The 23,676-nt window shown below is 63.3% G+C and carries 19 protein-coding genes; 8 read left to right on the top strand and 11 right to left on the bottom strand.

Annotated features, from left to right (window positions below):
- Position 1: 1 nt before the first annotated feature.
- On the bottom strand, positions 2–238 hold the full coding sequence (locus ABDB81_RS13925; protein WP_137925670.1) for an MbtH family NRPS accessory protein: 237 nt from the start codon (positions 236–238) through the stop codon (positions 2–4).
- Positions 239–384: 146 nt separating this feature from the next.
- Positions 385–2,781 (bottom strand): penicillin acylase family protein, encoded by a 2,397-nt coding sequence (locus tag ABDB81_RS13920; RefSeq protein ID WP_346811661.1) that lies wholly within the window; start codon positions 2,779–2,781, stop codon positions 385–387.
- A 221-nt stretch (positions 2,782–3,002) separates the two neighbouring features.
- On the opposite strand from ABDB81_RS13920, the gene ABDB81_RS13915 reads away from it, so the two are divergent.
- Positions 3,003–3,968 (top strand): alpha/beta hydrolase, encoded by a 966-nt coding sequence (locus tag ABDB81_RS13915; RefSeq protein ID WP_137925672.1) that lies wholly within the window; start codon positions 3,003–3,005, stop codon positions 3,966–3,968.
- A gap of 173 nt (positions 3,969–4,141) precedes the next feature.
- Positions 4,142–6,304 carry a TonB-dependent siderophore receptor gene (locus ABDB81_RS13910; protein ID WP_137925673.1) on the top strand — a complete coding sequence of 721 codons (2,163 nt, stop codon included), beginning with the start codon at positions 4,142–4,144 and terminating at the stop codon, positions 6,302–6,304.
- A gap of 124 nt (positions 6,305–6,428) precedes the next feature.
- Here the strand turns inward: ABDB81_RS13910 and ABDB81_RS13905 are convergent, their stop codons facing one another.
- The 8 genes from ABDB81_RS13905 to ABDB81_RS13870 form a co-directional block, all read right to left on the bottom strand.
- Positions 6,429–7,160, bottom strand: a complete 732-nt coding sequence (locus ABDB81_RS13905; protein ID WP_346811658.1) for an amino acid ABC transporter ATP-binding protein — start codon at positions 7,158–7,160, stop codon at positions 6,429–6,431.
- On the bottom strand, positions 7,141–7,797 hold the full coding sequence (locus tag ABDB81_RS13900; RefSeq protein WP_137925675.1) for an amino acid ABC transporter permease: 657 nt from the start codon (positions 7,795–7,797) through the stop codon (positions 7,141–7,143). The genes ABDB81_RS13905 and ABDB81_RS13900 overlap by 20 nt, the downstream gene beginning before the upstream one ends.
- Positions 7,794–8,462, bottom strand: a complete 669-nt coding sequence (locus ABDB81_RS13895) for an amino acid ABC transporter permease (protein WP_137925676.1) — start codon at positions 8,460–8,462, stop codon at positions 7,794–7,796. Before ABDB81_RS13895 ends, ABDB81_RS13900 begins: the two co-directional genes overlap by 4 nt.
- A gap of 24 nt (positions 8,463–8,486) precedes the next feature.
- Complete coding sequence (locus tag ABDB81_RS13890; RefSeq protein WP_171020421.1) at positions 8,487–9,254, bottom strand: transporter substrate-binding domain-containing protein; 768 nt, start codon at positions 9,252–9,254, stop codon at positions 8,487–8,489.
- A gap of 56 nt (positions 9,255–9,310) precedes the next feature.
- On the bottom strand, positions 9,311–10,075 hold the full coding sequence (locus ABDB81_RS13885) for a GntR family transcriptional regulator (protein WP_346811656.1): 765 nt from the start codon (positions 10,073–10,075) through the stop codon (positions 9,311–9,313).
- Positions 10,076–10,260: 185 nt separating this feature from the next.
- The gene (gene mdeB, locus ABDB81_RS13880) at positions 10,261–12,960 is read right to left on the bottom strand and encodes an alpha-ketoglutarate dehydrogenase (RefSeq protein ID WP_346811654.1); all 2,700 of its coding nucleotides are present in this window, start codon (positions 12,958–12,960) and stop codon (positions 10,261–10,263) included.
- A 113-nt stretch (positions 12,961–13,073) separates the two neighbouring features.
- The gene (locus ABDB81_RS13875; protein WP_137925680.1) at positions 13,074–14,048 is read right to left on the bottom strand and encodes a tripartite tricarboxylate transporter substrate binding protein; all 975 of its coding nucleotides are present in this window, start codon (positions 14,046–14,048) and stop codon (positions 13,074–13,076) included.
- Between the two features lie 139 nt (positions 14,049–14,187).
- Positions 14,188–15,204, bottom strand: a complete 1,017-nt coding sequence (locus tag ABDB81_RS13870; protein WP_160471946.1) for a 1-aminocyclopropane-1-carboxylate deaminase — start codon at positions 15,202–15,204, stop codon at positions 14,188–14,190.
- A gap of 197 nt (positions 15,205–15,401) precedes the next feature.
- Between ABDB81_RS13870 and ABDB81_RS13865 the strand changes: the two genes are divergently transcribed.
- The 5 genes from ABDB81_RS13865 to ABDB81_RS13845 all read left to right on the top strand — a co-directional run bounded on the left by ABDB81_RS13865 (position 15,402) and on the right by ABDB81_RS13845 (position 21,489).
- Complete coding sequence (locus ABDB81_RS13865) at positions 15,402–15,956, top strand: Lrp/AsnC family transcriptional regulator (protein ID WP_237380065.1); 555 nt, start codon at positions 15,402–15,404, stop codon at positions 15,954–15,956.
- Positions 15,957–16,364: 408 nt separating this feature from the next.
- A complete protein-coding gene (locus tag ABDB81_RS13860; RefSeq protein WP_346811652.1) occupies positions 16,365–16,943 on the top strand; it encodes a hypothetical protein in 579 nt (192 codons plus the stop codon).
- Entirely contained in the window at positions 16,940–20,137 is a 3,198-nt protein-coding gene (locus ABDB81_RS13855; protein WP_346811650.1) for an autotransporter outer membrane beta-barrel domain-containing protein, read from the top strand. Before ABDB81_RS13860 ends, ABDB81_RS13855 begins: the two co-directional genes overlap by 4 nt.
- A 177-nt stretch (positions 20,138–20,314) precedes the next feature.
- Entirely contained in the window at positions 20,315–21,061 is a 747-nt protein-coding gene (locus ABDB81_RS13850; protein WP_137925684.1) for a YoaK family protein, read from the top strand.
- A 257-nt stretch (positions 21,062–21,318) separates the two neighbouring features.
- Positions 21,319–21,489, top strand: a complete 171-nt coding sequence (locus ABDB81_RS13845) for a DUF1214 domain-containing protein (protein ID WP_346811648.1) — start codon at positions 21,319–21,321, stop codon at positions 21,487–21,489.
- On the opposite strand, the gene ABDB81_RS13840 is transcribed toward ABDB81_RS13845, so the two are convergent.
- On the bottom strand, positions 21,470–22,141 hold the full coding sequence (locus tag ABDB81_RS13840; RefSeq protein WP_346811646.1) for a cupin domain-containing protein: 672 nt from the start codon (positions 22,139–22,141) through the stop codon (positions 21,470–21,472). The genes ABDB81_RS13845 and ABDB81_RS13840 overlap by 20 nt on opposite strands.
- A gap of 238 nt (positions 22,142–22,379) precedes the next feature.
- Here ABDB81_RS13840 and gabT point away from each other — a divergent pair, with 238 nt between their 5' ends.
- Positions 22,380–23,669 carry a 4-aminobutyrate--2-oxoglutarate transaminase gene (gabT, locus tag ABDB81_RS13835; RefSeq protein ID WP_346811675.1) on the top strand — a complete coding sequence of 430 codons (1,290 nt, stop codon included), beginning with the start codon at positions 22,380–22,382 and terminating at the stop codon, positions 23,667–23,669.
- The last annotated feature ends 7 nt before the right edge of the window (positions 23,670–23,676 follow it).

Below are 23,676 nucleotides of genomic sequence, written 5' to 3'. Positions count from 1 at the left end.
CTCAACCGGCCTGATCGCTGGTCTGCTGCGCCATCCACTCCTTGAGCGAGCGGGGACGCATGTCGGTCCACGTCTTCTCGACGTATTCGAGCACCGTCTTCTTGTCGCCCTTCACACCGTCGACGGCAGTCCAGCCGCCGGGCACCGTCTTCCAGTGCGGCCAGATGGAGTATTGCTCTTCCTGGTTGACCAGAACGATGAAGGTTTCGTCCTCGCGGTCGAAGCAGCTCGTAGACATGTGGAATCCTGTAGCGATGAGGGAAGTTGAAACCACTGCGCGCCGGTTCGTGGTGCCAGCAGTGGCTCTCCGCATCTATGACGAATCAGCCCGCGATCTGTTCAGCGGCCTGCTGCGTCACATGTGCGATGCCCTCGCACAGGATGTCAGCGCTGCAGCACCGTGCGGCGCAATTGCGGATCGCGCCGGATGTCGGCATCGCGAAACGGAAAGACCAGCCAGTCCTTGCGCGCGTAGCGATTGACCGGTGCATCGCCGGCACCGCTGTCGATGGCGGTATCGCGCTGCCCATGCGCGAGCAGCGTGTGTGCCGTCACGCCGTCACGTGCAAAGCGCACCACCTGCAGATAGCTGTTGCCCTGAGACTGCGGACCCATGCGCAAACTGTCATCGGCATTGCACTGCACGGCGAAATAGCCCATCTCCTGGCAGCCGCCGAAGATCGGCACGTCCTTGCCCGCGCTACGCACGAACTGCGCGGCGCCCAGCACGGCGTCGGGCGCCAGCCCCTGTGCGGCCAGATCGCGCACGGCCGCTTTCAACGCGTCGGCGGCCTGCTGGCCGGACGTGGCAGCCACCGGATCGCGCGGCGTATGCAGCGGATCGGTGAGCGAGAACGGCACTTGATAGAAACCCTGCATCGGCGGCTTGGCAAGACGGCGCCAGAACGCGTTCCACAACAGCGCGCCCCGCTGCGCGCTATCGGCGGTATTGGGCCAGTGCCGCAGCACCTCGCACGGTTGCACGAGGCTGGCATCGACGCAGGCGCGCGCCAGCAGCGCTTGCTTGAACAGATCCGCCGACAGTGCGCGCGGTGCCAGGGCACGATCCATCAACGCACGCGCGACGTCGCGCGATGAGTGCGGCGGCTGCCCGCCGATGTCGGCGGCGATCCGATACCCTTCGCGGCTGCGCAGCGACAGCGCCTGACGCTCGCCACCCATCGACAGCGGAAAGCCTTCGAGCGGCTGCGCGGGATTGGTCAGCCAGTAGCTGTCGTTCATATTGGCGACATAGTCATCGCGAATCAGCGACGGCATGGCGGAGGCCGGCATGGCGCCCGCCTGCACAGCGCCCGCATCGGCCTTCCAGTCGCAGGCGGACTGGCTGCCGTCGAGCACTGGCGTCAGCGGGTCTACCGCCGCGAAGCCCTTCGACAAGGCGGTGCCGCAGCGCGCGCGCAGATCGTCCGGCGTATTCGGCATGGCGCCCATGTCGGCATACCAGACGCGGTTGTCGCGGCGACCGATGGCGATGGTATTGACCCACGGCGCCGCCACCATCCTGCGCTGGATCTGCATGAATGCATCGAGCGACCGTGCACGGTTCCACGCGAAGAACTGGGAGAAGATCCGATAGTTGTCCGCGTTGACGTCGCGGATTGCCAGCGCATGGGCGCGGCCCCAGCCAAACGCGGGATGATGCGCGCCAAGATCGAGCACCGGGCCGAAACGGGTGCGATACGACATCCGGTGCACGGGGCGCACCACGCCATCGTTGCCGCGTACGTCGATGGTGACATTGCGGGCTTCCATCGCAACCGGAACGTTGTCCACGAGATAGCGCGTCGGGTCCTGCGGGTCCAGCTTCAGATCGAACACGCCGAAGCGGCGCGCGGCGGAAACGGTGTGGCTCCACGCGATATCGGCATTGAAGCCGATCATCACGACGGGAATGCCGAGAAAGGCCACGCCGGCCACATCGAGCTTGCCCGGCAAGGTCAGGTGCATCTGATAGAAACGGTCCGGGCCACCCCAGTACCAGTGCGGATTGCCGAGCAGCACGCCGCCCTGCCCGCCCGTCACCGCGCCGCCGAACGCCACGGCGTTGCTGCCGAGTCCGGCCTGATCGCCAATCGGGATCGCCAGCCGATCCTGCAGCGCCTGCAGGGCCTGCGGTGGCGTGCCGTCGCCCTCACGCCGGCCCACGGCCTCCTGCACAGGTGGCGCGGCCTTTGCCATATCGGGGATGAAGCGCGCATAGCCCGCCGCAATCTGCGTGGCGTACATGCGGCGATAGATGTCCTGCGCGCTGATATGGCGCACCCATGGCGCTGCCACGCAGGCAGGCGTGTTCGCGTCCGCCCGGGCCTTGCGCGCCTGATCGAGATAGCGGTTATAGCCCTCGGCAAAGCCGTCGATCATCGCGTTGAGTTCAGGCGGATGTTCGCGGCGGTAGCGCGCCACCACGGCGTCATCGGCATTGGCCAGAAAGAACGTGTCGAGGTCGAGATTGCGGGAGCGGCCGAACGTCGAGTTCGTCAAAGGCTTGGCCTCCGCCCCGAAGTACTGCGACCGCTGCCCCGAGAACGTCACGAAGCCGTCCGCCATCGTGCACAGCGCGTCTTCCGCCTGCGCGTACCCCACCCCGAGGCCAAGGTCACGCCAACGGGTGGCGCGGATATGGGGAATGCCATCGGCGGTACGGCGAATCTCCACGGCAGGCGCCACCGTCTGCGGTTTGGCCTGGGCGCCCGGCGCGATGAGCCATGCCACGGCCACTGCCGCCGAAATCCGTCCCCACACCGTGTATGCCCGCCGCATCGCGCCTCCGCCCGTCCGTTGATCGATCAACCCGGCATGCGTGACGCGGGCAATGACAAGACGATTGCGGGACCGGCATGTTCATCGATGGGGCGCAGGACCGGTCGGGTGTCCATGGATCTGAACAAATTTCACCACTGTTCGTCCTGCTAGCGGATGTCATCGCGTCACGGGCCACGCCCGGCGATGAAACGACCGTTTGAATACGTACCGCAACCATCATGCCCCTGCACCCCGACCTCGACGCCTTCCTGGAAATGGCGAACCTCGCCAGCCAGTCACGTCGCCCGATGAGCGAGATGACGCCCGACGAGGCGCGCGCCACTTATGACGCGTCGACGCTGGCGCTCGACGCGCCGGGCGCCGAGATTCCGGTCGAGGCGCTGCACATCCCCGCGCGCGATGGTCACGCGCTGCCGGCACGGCTGTATCGCGGATCGGATACAGCCACCCCCGCACCCGTGCTGCTGTACTTCCACGGCGGCGGCTACGTGGTGGGCGGACTGGACTCGCACGACTCGCTGTGCCGCGATCTCGCGGACGCCGCGCAGTGTGCCGTGCTCTCGATCGACTACCGGCTGGCCCCCGAGCACAAGTTCCCCACCGCCTTCCACGATGCCGAGGATGCCTGCGCCTGGCTCCGCGCCAATGCCGCCAGCCTGGGGCTCGACCCCGAGCGGATCGCCATCGGCGGCGACAGCGCAGGCGGCACGCTGGCGACGGCGCTGTGCATTGCCGCGCGCCACGCTGGCACGCCGCAGCCGCGGCTTCAGGTGCTGCTGTACCCATGCACCAGCGCGCATCAGGACACCGCTTCGCATGCCCGCCTGGCCGTTGGCTATCTGCTGGAGCAGCGCACGCTGCAATGGATGTTCGGCCACTACCTGCGGCATGCGGATGACCGGGCGGACTGGCGCTTCGCTCCGCTGGAGGCCACGGACCTCGGCGGCCTCGCGCCGGCGCTGATCGTACTGGCCGAGTTCGATCCCCTCGTCGATGAAGGCCACGCCTACGCCCGCAGGCTGCAGGCCGCAGGCGTGACCACCCAGACGGTGGTCTGGCCCGGCGTGGTGCACGACTTTGCGCGGCTCGGCAACGTTGTGGAAGAAGCCGCCCGCATGCGCGCACAAGTGGGACGCGCCATTGCCGAAGCCTTCCATCACCGGGAGCCATCCACCCCTTCGTAACCAACACTTCGGCCTGCGTTTTCAAGGGAGATGGCTGCGTCGTGCGGCCAGGGGAACGCAGATCGATGAATGCCAGCGCATGCGTCTTGCGCTGGATAGTGCAACCGGCAGCAGCGGCCTAGACGGGACACCGAAGCCAGCCGGCATCTCAACCCTGCTCGATAACTAGACTGATGGAAACCACCTCGCATTTCACCCCTGCCGTTGTGCCATTCCGGCGCAAGCGCCTGGATCAGGCGCTGCACGGCGCCCTGCTCACCCTTGCCCTGTCCGCCAGCGTCGCGCACGCCCAGGAAACGCCCGCTCCGGCCGGTGACAACGCCCCCACGCTGCCCACGGTCACCGTCAGCAGCAAGGCCGACACGCTGGACGAATACCGCGCCGACAAGGCCAGCATGGGCGCGTTCGGCAACACGCCGCTGCAGGACACGCCATTCAGCGTGGACGTGGTGACGCGCGACCTCATGGACAACCAGCAGGCCACGTCCATCGTGCAGGCGCTGAAGAACGACGCCTCGGTTTCGATGACCAGCAACAACATCGGCGGCCTGTCGTCGCAGATCGCCGTGCGCGGCATCACGCTGGACCTGCTGAACGGCCGCAAGGTTGACGGCCAGAACATCTTCGGCTGGAGCGGCGACCTGCCGCTGGATCACTTCGAACAGGTGCAACTGCTCAAGGGTGCGGGCGGTTTCCTCTATGGCTTTGCCGCGCCGGGCGGCATCATCAACTTCATCAGCAAGCGTCCGACCGATGTGCCGCTGCGCAGCGTGACCACCTCCTTCACGAGCCGTGGCACGTTCATGCTGGGCGGTGACCTGGGCGGCCGCTTCGGCCCCGACGACCGCTTCGGCTATCGCGCCAACGTGGTCGGCGAAGAAGGCGATACCTACGTGAAGGACGGCGGCCACATCAAGCGCGGTTCGGCATCGCTGGCCCTGGATTGGCGCATCATGCCGAACCTGGTCTGGAGCGCGGACGGTCTGGCGCTGGATCGCGTGGTCAAGGGTTCCACGAGCTGGGGCCTGTTCCCGAATGCCAGCGGCGAAGCCGGTGACACCGCCATCGCCCCGCCGCCCGGCGCCATCAGCGGCAGCAAGCGCATCTACTCGCCGTTCACGAGCTACGAGACGCGCGCCAAGATCTGGGGCACGTCGGTGGACTGGGGCTTTGCGGAGAACTGGAACGCGCGGATCGCGTATCGCGGCTCGACCATGGATCGTGTCTACCTGAACGGCACGATCTACGCCAACGCCGCCGGCGACTATACCGAGGAACAGTACGGCGGCATGGACCGCTTCAAGACCGATGACGTCATCGGCATGGTGACGGGCAAGGTCAAGACCGGCTTCATCACACACGACCTGACCTTCGGCCTGCAGTACAGCCGCAATCGCTCGTACTATTCGAACGTCTTCAACTACGCGGTACTGGGCAGCGGCAACCTGGCGAATCCCGGCAACTTCGACAATCCCCACCTGTCCGCCGAATCGCCCGATACGCTGGGCAGCTACACGGCGCAGCGCGCGGTGTTCGTGTCCGACACGATGCACCTTGGCGAGAAGTGGGACCTGGTGGTCGGTGTGCGCCGCAACAGCATCAAGGACTCCGTCAACGACTACGACAAGGCCGCGACGACGCCCACCGGCGCCATCATCTTCAAGCCGCTGCCGGGCGTGTCCACGTACGGTAGCTACGTGGAATCGCTCGAACAGGGCGCCACCGCACCGCTGACCGCCGCCAATTCGCGCCAGGTCTTCAGCCCGCTCAAGAGCAAGCAGGTGGAACTGGGCGTGAAGGCACAGCGCGAGAACTGGTCGGCCAACGCGGCCCTGTTCCGCATCAATCGCGGCCTGACCTACACGAACAACAGCAACGTGTTCACGCAGGACGGCGAGGAACGCTATGACGGCCTGGAACTGGGCGGCAGCGTCCGCGTGACGCCCCAGTGGCTGGTCAACGCCAGCGTGATGTTCCTGAACGCCAAGAGCGAAACCGCTGCGGAAGGCATCTCGGGCAAACGCGCCAACGGCACGCCGAAGCAACAGGCATCGCTCTACACCGAGTACCGTCTCTGGGATACAGGCTTCACCCTGACGGCAGGCATGCAGTACTACGGCGCCCGCCCGATCGACGCAGCCAACACGGTGTCGCTGCCGTCGTACACGCTGTTCGATGCGGGCGTGCGCTACACCACGCGCGTGGCCGGCAAGCGCACGACGGTACGCTTCAACATCGACAACCTCACGAACAAGGCCTACTGGATTACCAGTGCGTCCTACCTGACGCAGGGCGCGCCACGGGTCTTCAAGCTGGGGGCACAAATCGACTTCTGACCGCACGAACCGCCCGGGCCCGAAACCCGCCCGGGCGGGAGCGAGCTGACGACCGTGGCCATCGGCCAAATGGCGCACGGCGGATCGGCGCTCCGCCTGGCAAGCCGTGCGCATCGGGATGCGCTCAGGCCTCCACCATCCCCAGGAATTGCTGCAACTCCGGCGTCTGCGGCCGTGCGAATACCGCATCGGGCGCGCCCATCTCATGCACCTTGCCCTGGTGCATGAAGACCACGCGGTCGCACACCTCACGTGCGAAGCGCATTTCGTGCGTCACCATCAGCAAGGTCATGCCATCGGCAGCCAGGCCGCGCACGACCTGCAGCACTTCGTTCACGAGTTCGGGATCGAGCGCCGAGGTAATCTCGTCGCACAGCAAGGCAATCGGTTGCATGGCCAGCGCACGCGCAATCGCCACGCGCTGCTGTTGTCCACCGGACAACTGATCCGGATACGCGTCGAACCTGGCAGACAAACCCACCCGTGCCAGGTTTTCCTCGGCCAGTTCACGGGCGCGCGCCTCCGGCACGCCCTTCACCACCATCGGCGACAGCATCACGTTGCGCCCCGCACTCAAGTGCGGAAACAGGTTGAACTGCTGGAAGATCATGCCCACTTTCAGGCGAAGCGCACGCAGTTGCAGTTCGCTGTCAGCCAGGTGCGCGCCGGCCACGGTGATCGCACCCGAGTCGATGGTTTCCAGTCCGTTGATGCAACGTAGCAACGTGCTCTTGCCCGAACCGCTCTTGCCGATGATGGCAATGACCTCGCCCGGTTCCACCGAAAGGGATACACCCTTCAGGACCTGATTGCTGCCGAACGACTTGCGGACCTGGTCAATGGCGATGAGCGGCATGGAATTTCCTCTCCAGCATCTTGCTGTATTGCGAAAGCGGCCAGCACAGCGCGAAGTACATCAGCGCCACGGCCGCATACACGGTGAACGGTTGGAACGTGGCGTTGACGATCATGGTCCCCGCCTTGGAAAGCTCGGTGAAGCCGATGATCGACGCCAGTGCCGTGCCCTTGACGACCTGCACGCCAAAGCCTACGGTCGGCGCCACCGCGATGCGCAGCGCCTGCGGCAGAATCACGTGGCGCATCTGCTGGACATAGTTCATGGCCAGGCTGCCCGACGCCTCCCACTGACCGCGTGGAATGGCCTCGACGCAGCCGCGCCAGATTTCTGCCAGGAACGCCGCGGTCCACAATGTCAGCGCCAATCCGGCGGCAAGCCACGCAGGTACTTCGATGCCCATTAATGCCAGCCCGAAGAACGCCAGGAACAACTGCATCAGCAGTGGCGTGCCCTGGAAAATCTCGATATAGGCCCACGTTGCGCGACGTAGCATCGGGCGCTTGCTGGTCCGCATCAGCAGGACCAGCAACCCCACGATGCCTCCGCCCACAAAGGCCACCAGCGACAGCAGCACGGTCCAGCGTGCCGCCAGCAGCAGGTTGCGGACGATATCCCACGTTGAGAACTCGATCATCGGACGCCCCGTGCAAAAAGCTGCCGGCCGATGCCGCGCAGCAGTTGCCGCAACACCAGCGCCAGTAGCAGGTAGATCAGGGTACTGACCAGGTACACCTCGAAAGCCCGGAAATTGCGCCCCTGGATAAAGTTGGCCGCATAAGTCAGGTCTTGCGCCGCAATCTGCGAGCAGACCGCCGACCCCAGCATCACGATCACGATCTGGCTCGACAGCGCCGGCCAGATCTTCTGCAACGCGGGGCGCAGCACCACGTGACGGAATACCTGGAACGGCGACATGGCCAGACTCGCGCCAGCCTCGAACTGCCCGCGCGGGGTGGCGGCCAGCCCGGCGCGAACGATCTCGGTGCCATATGCCCCCAGGTTGATGACCATGGCCAGCGACGCCGCCAGCATCTCGGGCAGATGCACGCCCAGGCTTGGCAACCCGAAGAAGATGAAGAACAACTGGATCAGGAACGGCGTGTTCCTGATCAGCTCCACATAGGCGCTGACCACGGTGCGCAGCCACGCCGGCCCCTGGGTCTTGGCCCAGGCACCGGCAACGGCCACCGCCACGCCCAGCACGCCGCCCGTCAGCGTCAGTTGCGCGGTGACGGCAATGCCCTTGAGCAGCACATCGGTGTAGTCAAGCACCGACAGGAAATCGAACTGGTAAGCCATGCTTCAACCCGGTGGCGGCGCGAATCAGAGTTGTGCCGGCAGCGGACGCAGCAGCCACTTGATTGACAGCGAGTTCAGCGAACCGTCCTTCTTCGACTCTGCGAGTATCGCATTGACCTTGTCCTGCAGCGCCTTCTCGCCCTTGTTCATGCCGATAAAGCATGGCGAGTTCTTGATCAGGAACTTGGTTTCCGGTGCCTTGGGCGGATGCTTGGCGATCAGCGTCGATGCCACGACATTGCCGGTGGCAATCAGTTGCACCTGGCCAGACAGGAACGCCGAGATCGTCGCGTTGTTGTCTTCGTAGCGCTTGATCGTGGCGCCGGCCGGCGCAATCTTGCTCAGTTCCAGGTCTTCCACGGCACCGCGTGTCACACCCACGGTCTTGCCGGCGAGGTCGGCCGCGTTCTTGACCGGCAGGTCGGCCGGACCGAACACGCCGTTGAAGAACGGTGCGTAGGCTTCGGAGAAATCGAGCACCTTCTCGCGCTCGGGGTTCTTGCCCATGCTCGAAATCACCAGGTCGACCTTGCGCGTCTGCAGGTATGGCACGCGGTTGGTACTGGTCACCGGCACCAGTTGGAGCTTGACGCCCATCTTCTTCGCCACCAGCGCGGCCACGTCGATATCGAGGCCTTGCGGTGCCATGTCGGCGCCAATCGAGCCAAACGGCGGGAAGTCCTGCGGCACGGCCACGCGCAATACGCCAGCCTTGGTGACGTCCGCAAGTGTGTCGGCATGGCCCAGCGTCGGCAAGGCCGTTGCGCACAGACCGGCCAGCATGGCAACCATCAGGCCACGACGGGAAAACTTCTTGAGGGCGTTGACGTGGAACATCGCGAGTTTCCTTAGCTTCGAGAGGGAGTGGATGGGTTCGGGGACAGATTCCCGGACGGTAAAACGGAAGTTGATACGCGTTGCGGGTCCACTGGCGCCAGTGCGTGGCGCAGGTGCGCGAGCGGATCGAGGGGCGGCACGGCGTCAAGGCTCGTGTGGACTTCGCCCAGATGTTCGGCCATCAGGCGTGCGGCCAGCGCGCCATCGCCATCGGCCAGTGCGTTGACGATGTCTTCATGCTGGCTGCATGAGCGCCCGGCATCCTCGGCCGACTGATTGCGGCTGGCCACCAGCGTGGTACGCGCGGTCAGGTCACGCAATGTATCGGTGAGCAGGCCATAGCCAAGCGAGGCACACAGGCATACGTGGAAATCGCCAAGCAGGAAGCTGCGTACGCTGGCGTCGTCACCATCGAGCGCGGCTTTTTCGCGGGCGATATGCACCTTGAGCGAATGAATCGCCTGAACGCCTGGCGGCCGTTCCGCACTGACTTCGCGCAGCAGCCCGGTTTCGATGATGCGGCGCGCGTCGAACGCAGCGCGAATGTCGTCGGCGCTCGGTTCCACCAGGAACCAGCCGCGCCGCGAGCTGACAGTCACCATGCCACGCGCGGCCAGGCGCATCAGCGCTTCACGCACCAGCGTGCGGCTCACGCCAAATAGCGCAGCAAGTTCCTGCTCGCCCAGGCGCGATCCAGGAAGCAGCTTCTGGCCAAGCATCGCCTCGGTGATGCGGTTGGCGATGTCAGCGGGAGATTTGTCGGTGGTTTCGGTCACGGCAATCACTTGAGCAAGTGGTATGCCATGCTTGTATGCAAGATTTGTCGGCAAACAGCCGCATTCCACGCGCAAGAATCGGGCATGCGCCGTGCCATGACTCCCCAGCGCGGTGCGCGACGCGCGGCCTTGGTGCCGAACCGGGCCGCGCGTCAGGTAGGAAACAACGGTGGATCAGGCGCGGGTCATATCGATGCCAACGCAATCACGTCGGCCAGGTGCCGCCGCTCCGCGACCGTTTCCTCGGCCACGATTTCCTCCACGGCACGCAGGCTGGCCTGCACGATCGCCGCCGCATCCACCTCGAAATGGCGCCGCAACGCCGCGCGCGAATCGCTGCGGCCGAAGCCGTCGGTACCCAGCGTCACGTAGCGTCGGCCGGCCGGCAGGAAGGCACGCACCAGTTCCGGCAGTGCGCGTACATAGTCGGTGGCGGCAATGATCGGCCCAACACTGGGCTGCAACTGCCGGCCCAGCCAGCTTTGGTCGGCGGGCCCCTTGCCATGGCGCCACTGCTGTTCGCAGTCCGCGCCCTCGCGCGCAAGTTCGATATAGCTGGTGACACTCCATACATCGGCCGCCACCCCGTGCTCCTGCTCAAGCTGCCGCGCGGCCTTGAGGACTTCGCCCATGATGGCGCCGCTGCCAAACAGCTGCACCCGGTGCGCAAAGTCGCCGCCGGGGCGGTGCAGATAGATGCCGCGCACCACGCCTTCATGCGCTTCGGGCCGCAGGCTCGGGTTCTCTACAGCCTCATTGGTCACGGTCAGGTAATAGAACTCGTCGGCCTGCTGTTCGAGCATGCGGCGCATGCCGTGGTCGACAATGACCGCCAGTTCGCCCGCGAACGCGGGATCATAGGCGCGGCAGTTCGGGATCGTGGCCGCCGCAAGATGGCTGCTGCCGTCCTGATGCTGGAGCCCTTCTCCACCGAGCGTGGTGCGTCCCGACGTGGCGCCTACCAGGAAGCCGCGGGCGCGCTGGTCAGCCGCAGCCCAGATCAGGTCGCCCACGCGCTGGAAGCCGAACATGCTGTAGTAGATATAGAACGGCAGCATCGGCAGGCCATGCGTGGCATAGCTGGTGGCCGCCGCCGTCCACGACGACAGCGCACCCGCCTCGGTAATCCCCTCCTCCAGGATCTGGCCGTCGCGCGTTTCGCGGTACGACAGCATCGACGCCGAGTCTTCCGGCTGGTAAAGCTGGCCGAATGGCGCATAGATGCCAACCTGCCGGAACAAGCCAGCCATGCCGAACGTGCGCGCCTCGTCGGCCACGATCGGGACGATACGCGGACCCAGCACCGCATCCTTGAGCAGTGCGCCAAGCTGCCGCACCAGTGCCATGGTCGAGCTCATCGCCTTGCCGTCGGCATGGAGTGCGAAGGCGGCGGTCGCCTCCAGACCGGGCACCGCCAGGGTGGCGCCACTGGTACTGCGTACCGGCAGATAGCCGCCCAGTTCGGCGCGGCGCGCCTGCAGGTATTGCATTTCGGGACTGTCTTCGTGTGGCCGGTAGAACGCCGCATCCATGACCTGCTGGTCAGACAGCGGCAGACTGAAACGGTCGCGGAACGCCATCAGGTCGGCCTGGCTCAGCTTCTTCTGCTGATGGGTGGTCATGCGGCCCTGCGCGATGGTGCCCATGCCGTACCCCTTCATCGTCATGGCCAGCACGACGGCGGGCCGGCCCTTGCAGCCCGCGGCCTCGGCAAATGCCGCATGAATCTTGACGGGATCATGGCCGCCCCGGCGCAACTGGTCGATCTGCGCATCGGAAAGATGCGCCACCAACGCGCGCAACTCCGGAGTCTTGCTGAAGAAGTGGGCGCGGTTGAACGTTCCGTCATTGGCGGACAAGGTCTGGAACTCGCCATCGAGCGTCTGCGCAAATGCACGGCTGATCGCATGATTGTGGTCGCGCGCCAGCAATGCATCCCACTCCGAACCCCACAGGCACTTGACCACATGCCACCCTGCGCCGGCGAACAGCGCCTCCAGTTCGTCGACGATGCGCCCATTGCCGCGCACCGGACCATCGAGCCGCTGCAGATTGCAGTTGATCACGAAGGTGCAGTTGTCGAGCTGTTCGCGTGCGGCAAGCGTCAGTGCGGCGACCGATTCGGGCTCGTCCATCTCGCCATCGCCAAAGAAGCCCCATACGCGACGTCCACCGGTCTCGCAAAGACCCCGGTTCTGCAGGTAGCGCATGAAGCGCGCCTGATAAATCGCGTTGAGCGGGCCAATGCCCATCGAGCCGGTGGGAAATTGCCAGAAATCCGGCATCAGGTATGGATGTGGATACGAACTCAGTCCACGCAGCCCCTGCGCTTCGGCCACCAGTTCCTGTCGATAGTGGCACAGCGCCGATTCATCGAGCCGTCCTTCCAGAAACGCGCGCGCATAGACGCCAGGCGCCGAGTGCGGCTGGAAGAAAACCAGATCGGCACCGTGAGGTGCGGCATTGCCACGGAAGAAATGCTGGTAGCCCACCTCGAACAGATCCGCGGCCGATGCATAACTGGCGATATGACCGCCGAGTTCGCCATGCGCGCGATTGGCACGTACCACCATGGCCAGCGCATTCCAGCGCAGGATGGCCGACAGGCGCTGCTCGATTGCCAGGTCGCCCGGATACGCCGGCTGGTCCTCCACCGGCACCGTGTTCAGGTACGGCGTGACCTGCGCCGGACGCCATGGCAAGCGCCGTTCGCGCGCATGGGCCAACAGTGCATCCAGGATTTCGCAGGCACGCTCGCGGCCCCGCTCCGCGCCCCACGCCGATAGCACGCCATCGAGCGCCTCGCACCACTCCTGAAGCTCCTGCGGATCTGCCTGGGCGTGTAGCGCGTTCGCGGCTGCACTGACGCGGTCATGCTGTTCCATCGAGTGTCTCCTGCGAGGTTCAGGCTGGGTCCACCCCAACCAGCTTTCGGGCTGGCCGTGGTGTTGCAGCAAATTCAGCGAACAAAGTCAGCGAACAAAGTCAGCGAACAAGGTCAGTTGGCCTGGATACCTGACTTCTGTGCAACCGTACGCATGCGCGGCAATTCGCGGTCGATCATGACACTGACCTGCTCCGCCGGCGCGTATTTGGGTTCCAGTCCATTGGCCAGCAGCTTCTGCCGCACCTCGGGGTCCTTCATCGCTTGTGCCAGCGCACTGTCCAGCCTGGCCCGTACATCGGCGGGCAAGCCACGTGGCGCCGCAATGGCCACCCATGAATCGGCATCAAAGCCGGGATAGCCGGCTTCCGCCACCGTGGGCACCTCGGGCAACAATGAAGCGCGTGTGGCGCCAGTCACCGCAATCGGCTTGATCTTTCCGCTACGGATATGCGGCAGCGACGCGGCCACGGTGTCGATCGAGAACGGAATCTGCCCACCAATCAGGTCGGCGATGGCCGGTGCGCTGCCCTTGTACGGAATGTGTTGCATCTTCATGCCCGTGGCACTCAGCAGCAGCTCGCCGGCAAAGTGCCCGGTGGTGCCGCTACCAAACGACCCATAGACATACTTGCCCGGCGCCGCACTGACCGCACTGACCATCTGCGGCAGGTTGTCGACGGGCACCGACCGATTGGCGACCACGATCAACGGTACACGGGCCACCAGCCCCACCGGTTCGAAGCTCTTCACCGGATCGTACGGCAGGCTGGCATTGATGGCCGGATTGACGGTGAATGTCGATCCCGAACTGATCAGCAGTGTGTAGCCGTCGGCCGTGGCCTTGGCCACGTATCCTGCCCCGACAATCGTGCCGGCTCCGGCGCGGTTCTCGATCACGACCGGCTGGCCCAGCGCATCGCCGAGCGATTTGCCGACCAGCCTTCCGATGATGTCTACCGCACCGCCGGCCGGAAACGGCACCACCAGCACCACGGGCCGCGTCGGATAGCTCGCGGCGTGGCTATTGGCCGCATGGGCAGCAAGCATGGCCATGGCCGGCAGCGCGCACACGCTGGCCGTCGCCATGATCCTCCGTAGAAACTCCTTCCGTAGCGAGGCAATCATTTGCGTTCCCCTGCGTGAAACGAACATGAAGCGAAGCGAGACCTCCGCACCGGTGGTCAGTGCCGGCGCGGATACGTGCACGACGACAGCGCTGGTGCGTTCAGCCGTTGCGGAACAGGAAGCTGTAGGCGCTCAATGCAGGGGCACCGCCCAGATGGGCGTACAGCACGCGCGAACCGGCCGGGAATTCACCGCGCTGCACCATATCGATCATGCCGTGCATCGATTTACCTTCGTAGACGGGGTCGGTCATCATGCCTTCGAACTTCGCGCACATCCGGATCGCTTCCATCGTGCCGGCGGACGGCAGGCCATACTCGGGACCACCGTAGCGGGTATCGAGCACCACGTCGGCATCGACGATATCGCGGTCGAGTTCGACCAGGCCGGCCGTATGCTTGGCGATACGCAGGATCTGTGCGCGCGTTTGCTCTGGCTTGGCCGATGCGTCGATACCGATCACGCGATCGGCGCGGCCATCTTCCGCAAACCCCACCACCATGCCCGCCTGTGTACTGCCGGTTACCGAGCACACCACGATGTAGTCGAACTTGAAGCCGAGTTCGGCTTCCTGCGCGCGGACTTCCTCGGCAAACCCGACAAACCCCAGGCCGCCCAGCGGATGCTCGGAGCAACCGGCCGGGATCGGATACGGCTTGCCGCCCTCCTTGCGCACGCTTTCCATGGCGTCTTCCCAGCTCTTGCGGATACCGATATCGAAACCATCGGCCACCAGTCGCACGTCGGCACCCATCATGCGCGAGAGCTGGATATTGCCCACGCGGTCATATACGGCATCGGCATAGTTGACCCAGTTCTCCTGCACCAGTACGCACTTCAGGCCAAGGTGCGCCGCCACGGCCGCCACCTGGCGTGTCTGGTTCGACTGGATGCCGCCGATCGACACCAGCGTGTCGCATCCCTGCGCCAGCGCGTCGGGAATCAGGTATTCGAGCTTGCGGGTCTTGTTGCCGCCGAACGCCAGGCCGCTATTGCAGTCTTCGCGCTTGGCAAACAACTCCACCTTGCCGCCCAGGTGCGCGGACAAGCGTTTCAGAGGCTGGATCGGGGTGGGTCCGAACGTCAGGGGATGGCGAGCGAAACGCTTGAGATTCATGGTGGCAACTCCAGGGTTGAGGGGCTATCCCGTCATCGACGTGCCGCGCAGCAGCGCTTGCGAGCGGCAGATCAATGTTGCGATGGGTTCCATCCTAAGAAAAAACTCACGAAACGTGCTTGCAAAAAACTCGCTTTTTGAACACGATTAAAAGGAACAACAAGCCTTGTAACTTCAAAAATTCTTTCTCGAAGCCCATGAAAGAAACAAAATTTCGCACCAAATCCGGCCCGGATGCACCGCCCCATGCACCATCTTCGGCACCGTCGAATACGGCAGCTTCGCCGCACATCGAGGCCCTGGATCGTGCGGACAAAGCCATCCTGCGCACGCTGCAACAGGACGCTTCGATATCCAATGTGGCGCTGGCGGCCAAGGTCAACCTGAGTCCGCCCGCGTGCCTGCGGCGCGTGGAACGTCTGAAGGAAATGGGATTGATCCGCGGCATCGTGGCGCTCTTGAATCCCAGTGCGCTCGATGCGGGAATGCTGGTGATGATCGGCGTGGTGCTGGACCGCTCCACGCCGGAGTCTTTCGCGCAGTTCGAGACCGCTGCCCAGCAGGTATCGGGCTGCATGGAATGCCACGTGGTGACTGGCGAGTTCGACTACTTCATGCTGGTGCGCACCAAGGACAGCGACAGCTTCAACCGGCTCCATGCAGAGCAACTGCTCTATCTGCCGGGTGTGCGGCAGATCCGCTCGTTCATGGTGCTCAAGCAGGTGTTGTCGACCACGCAGTTCCCGATCTGAATTTAGGACGTTGTGCCCGAACGGTCGCCTACCTGCTGAACAAGGGACCCGGGAAGGTCAATGTCAGCGCGCTGCAGGCATTCAACACACAGGATGCATCGGGCAATGTCGCGCTATTCAACACGGGCGATGCAGGCGTGATGGTGAAGAACGGGCCGATCTATGCTCTCATCATGAACCCGAACAAGTACTATCCGTTCGTTCAGTTCGGCATGGCCAGGTAGCCAATCGCCGCGCATTCCCGCGTTGCGGGCGGCGCCACCTTGGCAACTCAACCAAAAAACTTAATGATCCTGTAAAAAACGCTCACTATGACAAAGTGATTCCGTTTGCTGTAATCGACTCATCAGGAATTTTGCACTCTGGTTTCCCCACGGCGGGTACGGCCGCACCGCGAGGACAGTCGATATGCAATGGCGCTCATCGATTCTCAGAGTTTCGGCGTACCTGACGTGGTGCGTGCCTCTTCTGGGGAATGCCGCCTCCACAGACGCCCCCTCCAATGATGTGCCGCGTGGTGCATATATGGCCAGCCAATGTACGCGCGCCTCCCAATGTCCACGTTTCGACGACGCGTATGCAACCACGCCTGCGTTCCGACATGCCCTCTCCCTGGCATTGCGTCATGCCAATCAGGACGTCCCTGTCTGGGTAAAGGACAAGCTTCCTGGCGCCAGCACGCACCGTGACTCGCCGTCGGGTAGCGCGTCTCCCATGCTACCTCTACGGATCGATGACCAGCCGTACGTGCTTGGCACAATGGCCGATCCAGAGAATCCTGATCACAACATCGCCGCTCTTTACGACACGCAGCGAGGTTTTATCACGGTGCACTATGTCAATCCGAGTGGCGAAGAATTACTGATCGGGGATTTAACAGAGATTCTCCGCAAGGTAATGGTCGACTACCTGAATCCGGCCTCTGCATTTTCTCGGTCGCTGGTCCGGCCCGACGTTGCCCTGCCCATTCCCGTGAGCAGTAAATGACACGCTTTCTCGGCATCGCGGCGTTCCTGACCACCGGGGCTGTGTCCGCACAAACCATCGGACCCGGGCCCGTAACCGCGCCCGTGACGAACAATGGCGCGACAGGCGACCGTACCGTCGTCGGCAACACACAGATCTCGACCACCGTCGCGGGTTCGGGCACTAGCGTGACTGCCGGCACCCTGACGTTCGACCCCAATGCAGCAGGCTTCCCGGCGGGTCCGATCTCCATACAGACCACCACCGGCCACGGCCTGTTTGTCAATTCCGACATCACGCCAGCGGCGATCATCGCACGGCCCGGTGTCTCGGTTTCTACGACTTCCCTCGGCTCTGGTGCGGTGGCGCTGGGCCAGGCCGCTAGTATCACCGCCAGCGGACTCACCATCAACAACGCGACCGCTGGCACAGGCGGCGGATATGGCGCCGTCGCGCAGAACGGTGGACGTGTGTCGCTGACCGACACATCGATCACCACATCGCGTCAGGGCGCGATCGTGTTGGGAACTGGCGGCGTGGGTAGCAGCATGACACTGCAAGGCAACAACAGCTTGACGAGCAACGGCGCGCAGAGCGTAGGCGTCTATGTGCAGAATGGTGGCACGTTGTCGCTGCCAGCGAGCACCGTCCTGAATCTGAACGGCCAGGGGAGCACGGGCCTGGTGCTGGAGGCGGTGACGCAGGGAACCGCGACCGTTGGAAATGGCCTGACCATTCACCTGACAGGGTCGGGCGAAAGCTATATCAACGGCGGCACGGGGATTGCAGCTTTTGGCGGTACGACGGTCAGCTTCCAAGGTCTGGTCATAGACGGCGCAAATGCCAGTTCCGGTGTGATTGCAGTGGCGGGAGACCCGCGCGCGACGGCTGCGGTCAATGCGCCACGCAGTACGCAAATAGATCTGTCGGATGCCACGATTACGATAAATCGCGCTGGAACGTCGACATACTCGGTGGCTGCAACACCCCTTACACAACTGGTTACGAACGCCGGCGAATTGACTCCCGCACTGAACACCGTGAACAGCAGCGCGCCAGCGGGTCTTCGCGCGACACCCGGTGCACAAGCCACCGCAGCCGCAACTTCCACAATCAATGCCACCAACACGACCATCAACATGAACGCGGCCAATGGCTTTGGCGTCTATGCGGGTGCACGTGCGGTGTCGGGCTTGAATACCGTCAACCTGACCCAGAGCACCGTGAACGGGAATGGCACGGGCGTGTACGGCCTGGGCGCCGATCAGAACGGCCTGGTCACGGCCACGGGATCTGCCATTAACACGTCCGGCACCGGCGGCGCGCTTTACCTGATTACGGGTACCGATGTGGCAGGAGGTGTCGGACCGACCATCCAGCTCGGCAACACGAACGTCACCACCAGCGGCGACTCGACCGGCATTGTCTCTCGGAATTTTTCCAACACGCTCACCAATCGCGTCACGATGTCGGGTGGCACGATGAACGTCCCAGATTCGGTGGCCATCGTAGCCACCGGGGGGCCAAGCAGCATTACGACTGACAATGCCGCCATCAGTGGAGGCAACCTGTTGCTGCAGGCAATCGGCTCGGGTTCCGCGCCTCAGCCGACCACAGTGGAGTTGATCGCGCGCAATGGCAGCAGGCTCAACGGCAACGCCTTGGCAGATGCCACCGCAGTCGCCAACATCTCATTGCAGACATCCTCCACATGGCGCGGCGCGGCATTGGATGTCACCAACGTGACAGTAGATTCCACGAGCACATGGTCGATCACGGGCGACTCGCGGGTGACGGAGCAAGTGAACAACGCCGGAACGGTGTCATTTACCCCGCCTGTGGCTGGCGCGTTCAAAACCCTGACCACCCGCAACTACGTCGGCAACGGTGGCGTTCTTGGCGTCAACACCTTTCTCGGCGCCGATGGTTCCGCATCAGACCGACTTGTCATCGATGGCGGCACGGCCTCCGGCACGTCGGGAATTCGCGTAACCAATGCAGGTGGCCAGGGCACGCTGACCACGCAGAACGGGATTCTGATCGTCGATGTTGCCAATGGTGGGACGACCAGTGCGAGTTCCTTCACCCAGTCGGGCCGCGCAGTGGCCGGCGTCTATGAGTATCGCCTCTTCCGAGGCGCCGCCGACGGGTCCAATCCCAACGCCTGGTATCTGCGCTCCGAACGGGATGTGCCTCCAACCCCTCCGGTTCCACCGGTACCGCCTCCCCCCAACCCAGACATTGTGGTTCCGCTGCTGCGCCCGGAGGTTGGCGCCTATCTTGCCAATCAACGCTTGGCCGCCGGCTTCCTGGTACATAGCTTGCACGACCGTCTCGGTGAACCGCAGTGGACAGAACAGCAGACCTTCGAGAACGATGACAAGCGTCGGGGTGCGGGCTGGGTGCGCCTGGTGGGCAAGGACATCGGCTCACGCACGAGTAACGGTACCTTCGACGTGCAAAGCACAGCATGGATGCTCCAGATGGGCGGCGACGTAGCGCAGTGGTCCATCCTCCGCGGCGACGACAGAATGCACGTTGGCGGGATGCTTGGCTACAACTGGGGCTCGAGTACGGGGCGCGCCGACGGCAACCGCTTTACCGCCGATAGCGACGTCCAAGGCGTCAACGTTGGCATATATGGCACGTGGTTTCAGAACAATCAGTCTCGTTTGGGCTGGTACACGGACCTGTGGGCGCAATTCGGCTGGTTCACCAATCATGTCAACGGCGAATTTCTTCCTACAGTCAGCTACCACTCGAAAGTGCTCGCGCTGTCGGCGGAGACCGGATATGCGTGGTTGCCCAAGATGTCACGCGATTGGGTAATAGAACCGCAAGCGCAGGTGATTTATGTCCATAGCTACCAGGGCACCTTTAACGAGCCCACCGGCACCCAGGTCGGTGGCGCCGACGCCGACGGCGTGATCACGCGTCTTGGCGTCAGGTTCCACCGCACCTGGATAGACGGCAAGGGCTATCGATATCAGCCATACCTCACACTGAACTGGTGGCACGACTCCATGAATAACACCATAGCTCTGAATGGTGTAGGCATGAGCGACCTCTACCCCAGCAACCGCTATGAAGTGAAAATTGGCTTTGACGGGCAGGGACGTCGCGGTTGGACCGGTTGGAGCAACGTTGGATGGCAATGGGGGTCCCAGGCCTATCACGCATTCATCGGACGCCTTGGCGTCAAGTACACGTGGTAGCTGAACGTCTGTGGGCTCCGCTGCTCCCCAGGACGATCACCGAAGTACCAATGTTCACGACATACAAGCGAACTCGACCGACTCAAGGAGATCCGGACCGCGGCAAGGGCCCGCACACCTTGCGCCTGCCCTGGTAACGCAATATTCTGGTCAGGCCGACTGAAACACGCTGGAACCATGAGACGCCTTCGCTATCTGACCCACCGGCACCGCACCCCCTCCTCAAACCTTACTCTTGGCCTACTACTCGCGCTGAATGCCGGTGCGGTTAACGCGGGCGGCTATATCGTGCTGCAACGCTATACCTCGCATATGACCGGCTTTGCCTCGCAGGTCTCGGACGGCGTGATACTAAGGGATTTCACGATGGTGGTCGCGTCCGCAGCGGCAATCGTCTCATTCACCGTCGGGGCAGCCGCCACAGCAATTCTGGTGAATTTCTCCCGCCGAATCCGGGCGCGCAGCATCTACGCGCTGCCTTTGCTGCTGGAAGCAGCGCTGCTGTTCCCATTTGGCGTGCTCGGGACCGCAACGCTGAGCTGGCAAACGCCATTCGCCGCACCAGCCACCGTCTTGCTGCTCTGCTTCATGATGGGGTTGCAAAACGCGATCGGCTCCAAGACATCCGCCGGAAGTGTCCGCACCACGCATATGACCGGCAACATCACCGATTTTGGGATGGAGTTGGGCAAGATGCTCTACTGGAACCGACGCGCGTTGCCGGAACACGCCCGTATCTGCGCCGACCTCCCTCGCTTGAAGCGCGCGGGCGGCCTGCTGCTGTCTTTCGTGCTCGGCGGCATGGCCGGTGCTGCAGGCTTCCAAAGCATCGGCTTTATTTTCGTCACGCCGTTCGCCTGTTTGCTGTTCGCGCTGGCGTGGATGCCCGCCAGAGCCGACTTCTCCAGGCGCCGCGGCGCATAGACTTCGGATGCGCACCGCACTGTTCAAGAGCCGGCGCGGCAGACCCCAGCGGACGGCGATGCTGACGATCTGAAAGAGATCGCGCAAGAGGCCTATATATATCTGTACCCGCTGGTGCTGATGGACGTCACACGCAAGCAGTTCAGCAACCTGGATCCCGAGGTCAGCCCCTTCGGCGGTCCCGCCATGGTCGATGAATACCGACACGATGGGGGTATATGGCAACTACTACCTGAAGCGGGCCATCATCGCTCAGGTTGAAGTACAACCCTGATGGGTCGCTGGACCTCTACATTCAGACTGACGATCCAGGACCGGGCAAAACGTCGAACTGGTTGCCCGCCCCAAAGTCAGGGGCACTTGGACTGACACTACGTCTATATGCCTGTAGCGCACGCTTGCGTCGGGTCAGTACGAAGGCGGCGTAACGACCCACACCAATTCCGCATCCGATGCGCCGGGGTTCCGATATCGGTGGGGAGTTCCACTTGGAAAGCTGAAACTGTCACCTTCGCTGAGAACGAAGTGTTGTTCACCCACCCACAGTTCGAGTTCACCCTTCAGCAGCACGCCTGCTTCGTCCCCCGAATGTTGATAGGCAGATCCACTGTCGGCGCCAGGCTGCATGACCGACCACAACAGTTCCAGAGGTCCGTTCAGGTTTGGCGACAGCAGAAAGTCCGCGATCCCTGAGGCGAAGCTAAGCTGGCGCCTCTGTGACTTGCGCACAATCACTGACCGCTCGAGGGGATCCACAGCGTCGCCTGGAGGGAAAAACCACCCAATCTGGACGCCCAGGATCTGGGCAATCCCGTGCAGATCGCTGATCGATGGGACGCTGAGTCCTCGCTCCACCTGACTGAGAAACCCAATAGATTTCCCGCAGCCCGCGGAAAGCTGCTGGAGAGACATGCCCTTCGCTTTTCGCAGACTCTTGATTTCCTCGCCAATCCTGCCAAACGACGGTGCGTCAGGAGACACGGTTACGCCGGCTTCTTGCCCAGCCTTGGTTTTCCTGGCCAGAGGCGCCATGGGACTGGCCTTGCCCTGCTTTTCAACGCTCTTGCTCTTGCTCTTCATCGGACTGTTCGACCTCTCACGGGGCCTCGGAATGAAGCGCGATTCTAACGTACGACCGTATTGCAGAGCACCAGCCTCCTCTCACCGACTTCCGCGCACACCGCAAATTTGGCGCACTAAATTCACATTCGTGAAATTTACGTTGATTTTTTTCACATCGATAGTACAGTTGCGTGGCGCGTTGGCGTCAGAGTCCAAGGCGACCCTCCCAACTTTCTGGAAGATCATGCTGACTACATTGAACGCCACCGACCTCGAACGCCGTCGACAAGCCGCTTGTCCTCCAGGGGTGGCAGTGCAGACCGACCGCTTCGTCCAACACGCGCAGAACGCGGAGATATGGGATGTCGACGGACGACGCCTGATCGATTTCGCGGGTGGTATCGCCGTGCTGGCAACGGGCCATCGCCATCCACGCGTGATCGAAGCGGTCAAACAACAACTGGACCACTTCCATCACACGTGCTTCCAGGTCACTCCGTACGAGAGCTATGTCACGCTCTGCGAGCGGCTCAACGCGCTGACGCCCGGCGCATTTGAAAAACGGACCGCGTTGTTCACGACTGGCGCCGAGGCGGTTGAAAACGCGGTCAAGGTAGCGCGCGCCGCAACGGGTCGGTCGGCAATGATTGCGTTCTCTGGCGCGTTTCATGGCCGCACGATGATGGGGATGGCCCTGACCGGCAAGGTGAACCCCTACAAAGCGGGCTTCGGATCGATGCCGGGTGACGTGTGGCACGTACCGTTTCCCGCCGAGGCCCTGCGCGTGACGGAGGACGACAGCATCAAGGCACTGGAGCAACTCTTCAAGACCGACGTAGATCCGCGGCGCGTGGCGGGCATCATCATTGAACTGGTCCAGGGCGAGGGAGGGTTCTATGTCGCACCTCAGGATCTGCTGACGCGACTGCGCAGGATATGCGACGAGCATGGCATCCTGCTCATCATCGACGAAGTTCAAACGGGCTTCGCGCGCACCGGCCAGATGTTCGCGCTTGAGCACTACCCTGTGGAAGCGGACTTGATGACGATGGCCAAGAGCCTGGCAGGCGGCTTTCCCCTGTCCGCGCTCACTGGCCGCGCGACACTGATGAATGCAGCATCGCCGGGCGGTCTGGGCGGAACCTATGCGGGCAGTCCGGTTGCGGTGGCGGCGGCGTTGGCCGTCCTGGACGTTATCAAGGACGAACGCCTGATCGAGCGCGCCAATGCGCTCGGGCAAACGATGGTGGACCGCCTGAATAGCCTGCAGGAATCGATCGCCTCCATTCGGGAGGTTCGCGCTCTGGGCGCCATGGTGGCCGTCGAATTTTCCGATCCGGCGACAGGGCTTCCTGCCCCCGAGATCGCCAAAAGGATTCAGCAGTGCGCCCTTGAGAAGGGGTTGCTCCTGTTGACCTGCGGCGTCAATGGCAATGTCATTCGCTTCCTGTTCCCGCTGACTACGCCGGACGCCGTATTCGAGGAAGGTCTTGCCCTGCTGGAAGAGGCCGTTCGCGAATGCGGCCAGACGGATCGCCCGAGGTAAAAGTCCA

This window comes from Cupriavidus sp. DL-D2 (assembly GCF_039710735.1).
Lineage (GTDB): Bacteria > Pseudomonadota > Gammaproteobacteria > Burkholderiales > Burkholderiaceae > Cupriavidus.
Note: the sequence above shows the minus strand (reverse complement) of the source record. Positions and strands in the feature narration are given on the sequence as shown.

What these genes read in the sequence shown, in the direction of transcription:
- ABDB81_RS13925 (WP_137925670.1), bottom strand. Translation starts at nt 238, where the DNA reads ATGTCTACGAGCTGCTTCGACCGCGAGGACGAAACCTTCATCGTTCTG.
- ABDB81_RS13895 (WP_137925676.1), bottom strand. Translation starts at nt 8,462, where the DNA reads ATGGCTTACCAGTTCGATTTCCTGTCGGTGCTTGACTACACCGATGTG.
- mdeB (WP_346811654.1), bottom strand. Translation starts at nt 12,960, where the DNA reads ATGGAACAGCATGACCGCGTCAGTGCAGCCGCGAACGCGCTACACGCC.
- ABDB81_RS13850 (WP_137925684.1), top strand. Translation starts at nt 20,315, where the DNA reads ATGAGACGCCTTCGCTATCTGACCCACCGGCACCGCACCCCCTCCTCA.
- ABDB81_RS13865 (WP_237380065.1), top strand. Translation starts at nt 15,402, where the DNA reads ATGAAAGAAACAAAATTTCGCACCAAATCCGGCCCGGATGCACCGCCC.
- ABDB81_RS13840 (WP_346811646.1), bottom strand. Translation starts at nt 22,141, where the DNA reads ATGAAGAGCAAGAGCAAGAGCGTTGAAAAGCAGGGCAAGGCCAGTCCC.
- ABDB81_RS13870 (WP_160471946.1), bottom strand. Translation starts at nt 15,204, where the DNA reads ATGAATCTCAAGCGTTTCGCTCGCCATCCCCTGACGTTCGGACCCACC.
- ABDB81_RS13875 (WP_137925680.1), bottom strand. Translation starts at nt 14,048, where the DNA reads ATGGCGACGGCCAGCGTGTGCGCGCTGCCGGCCATGGCCATGCTTGCT.
- ABDB81_RS13855 (WP_346811650.1), top strand. Translation starts at nt 16,940, where the DNA reads ATGACACGCTTTCTCGGCATCGCGGCGTTCCTGACCACCGGGGCTGTG.
- ABDB81_RS13915 (WP_137925672.1), top strand. Translation starts at nt 3,003, where the DNA reads ATGCCCCTGCACCCCGACCTCGACGCCTTCCTGGAAATGGCGAACCTC.
- ABDB81_RS13905 (WP_346811658.1), bottom strand. Translation starts at nt 7,160, where the DNA reads ATGCCGCTCATCGCCATTGACCAGGTCCGCAAGTCGTTCGGCAGCAAT.
- ABDB81_RS13860 (WP_346811652.1), top strand. Translation starts at nt 16,365, where the DNA reads ATGCAATGGCGCTCATCGATTCTCAGAGTTTCGGCGTACCTGACGTGG.
- ABDB81_RS13900 (WP_137925675.1), bottom strand. Translation starts at nt 7,797, where the DNA reads ATGATCGAGTTCTCAACGTGGGATATCGTCCGCAACCTGCTGCTGGCG.
- ABDB81_RS13910 (WP_137925673.1), top strand. Translation starts at nt 4,142, where the DNA reads ATGGAAACCACCTCGCATTTCACCCCTGCCGTTGTGCCATTCCGGCGC.
- ABDB81_RS13890 (WP_171020421.1), bottom strand. Translation starts at nt 9,254, where the DNA reads ATGGTTGCCATGCTGGCCGGTCTGTGCGCAACGGCCTTGCCGACGCTG.
- ABDB81_RS13920 (WP_346811661.1), bottom strand. Translation starts at nt 2,781, where the DNA reads ATGCGGCGGGCATACACGGTGTGGGGACGGATTTCGGCGGCAGTGGCC.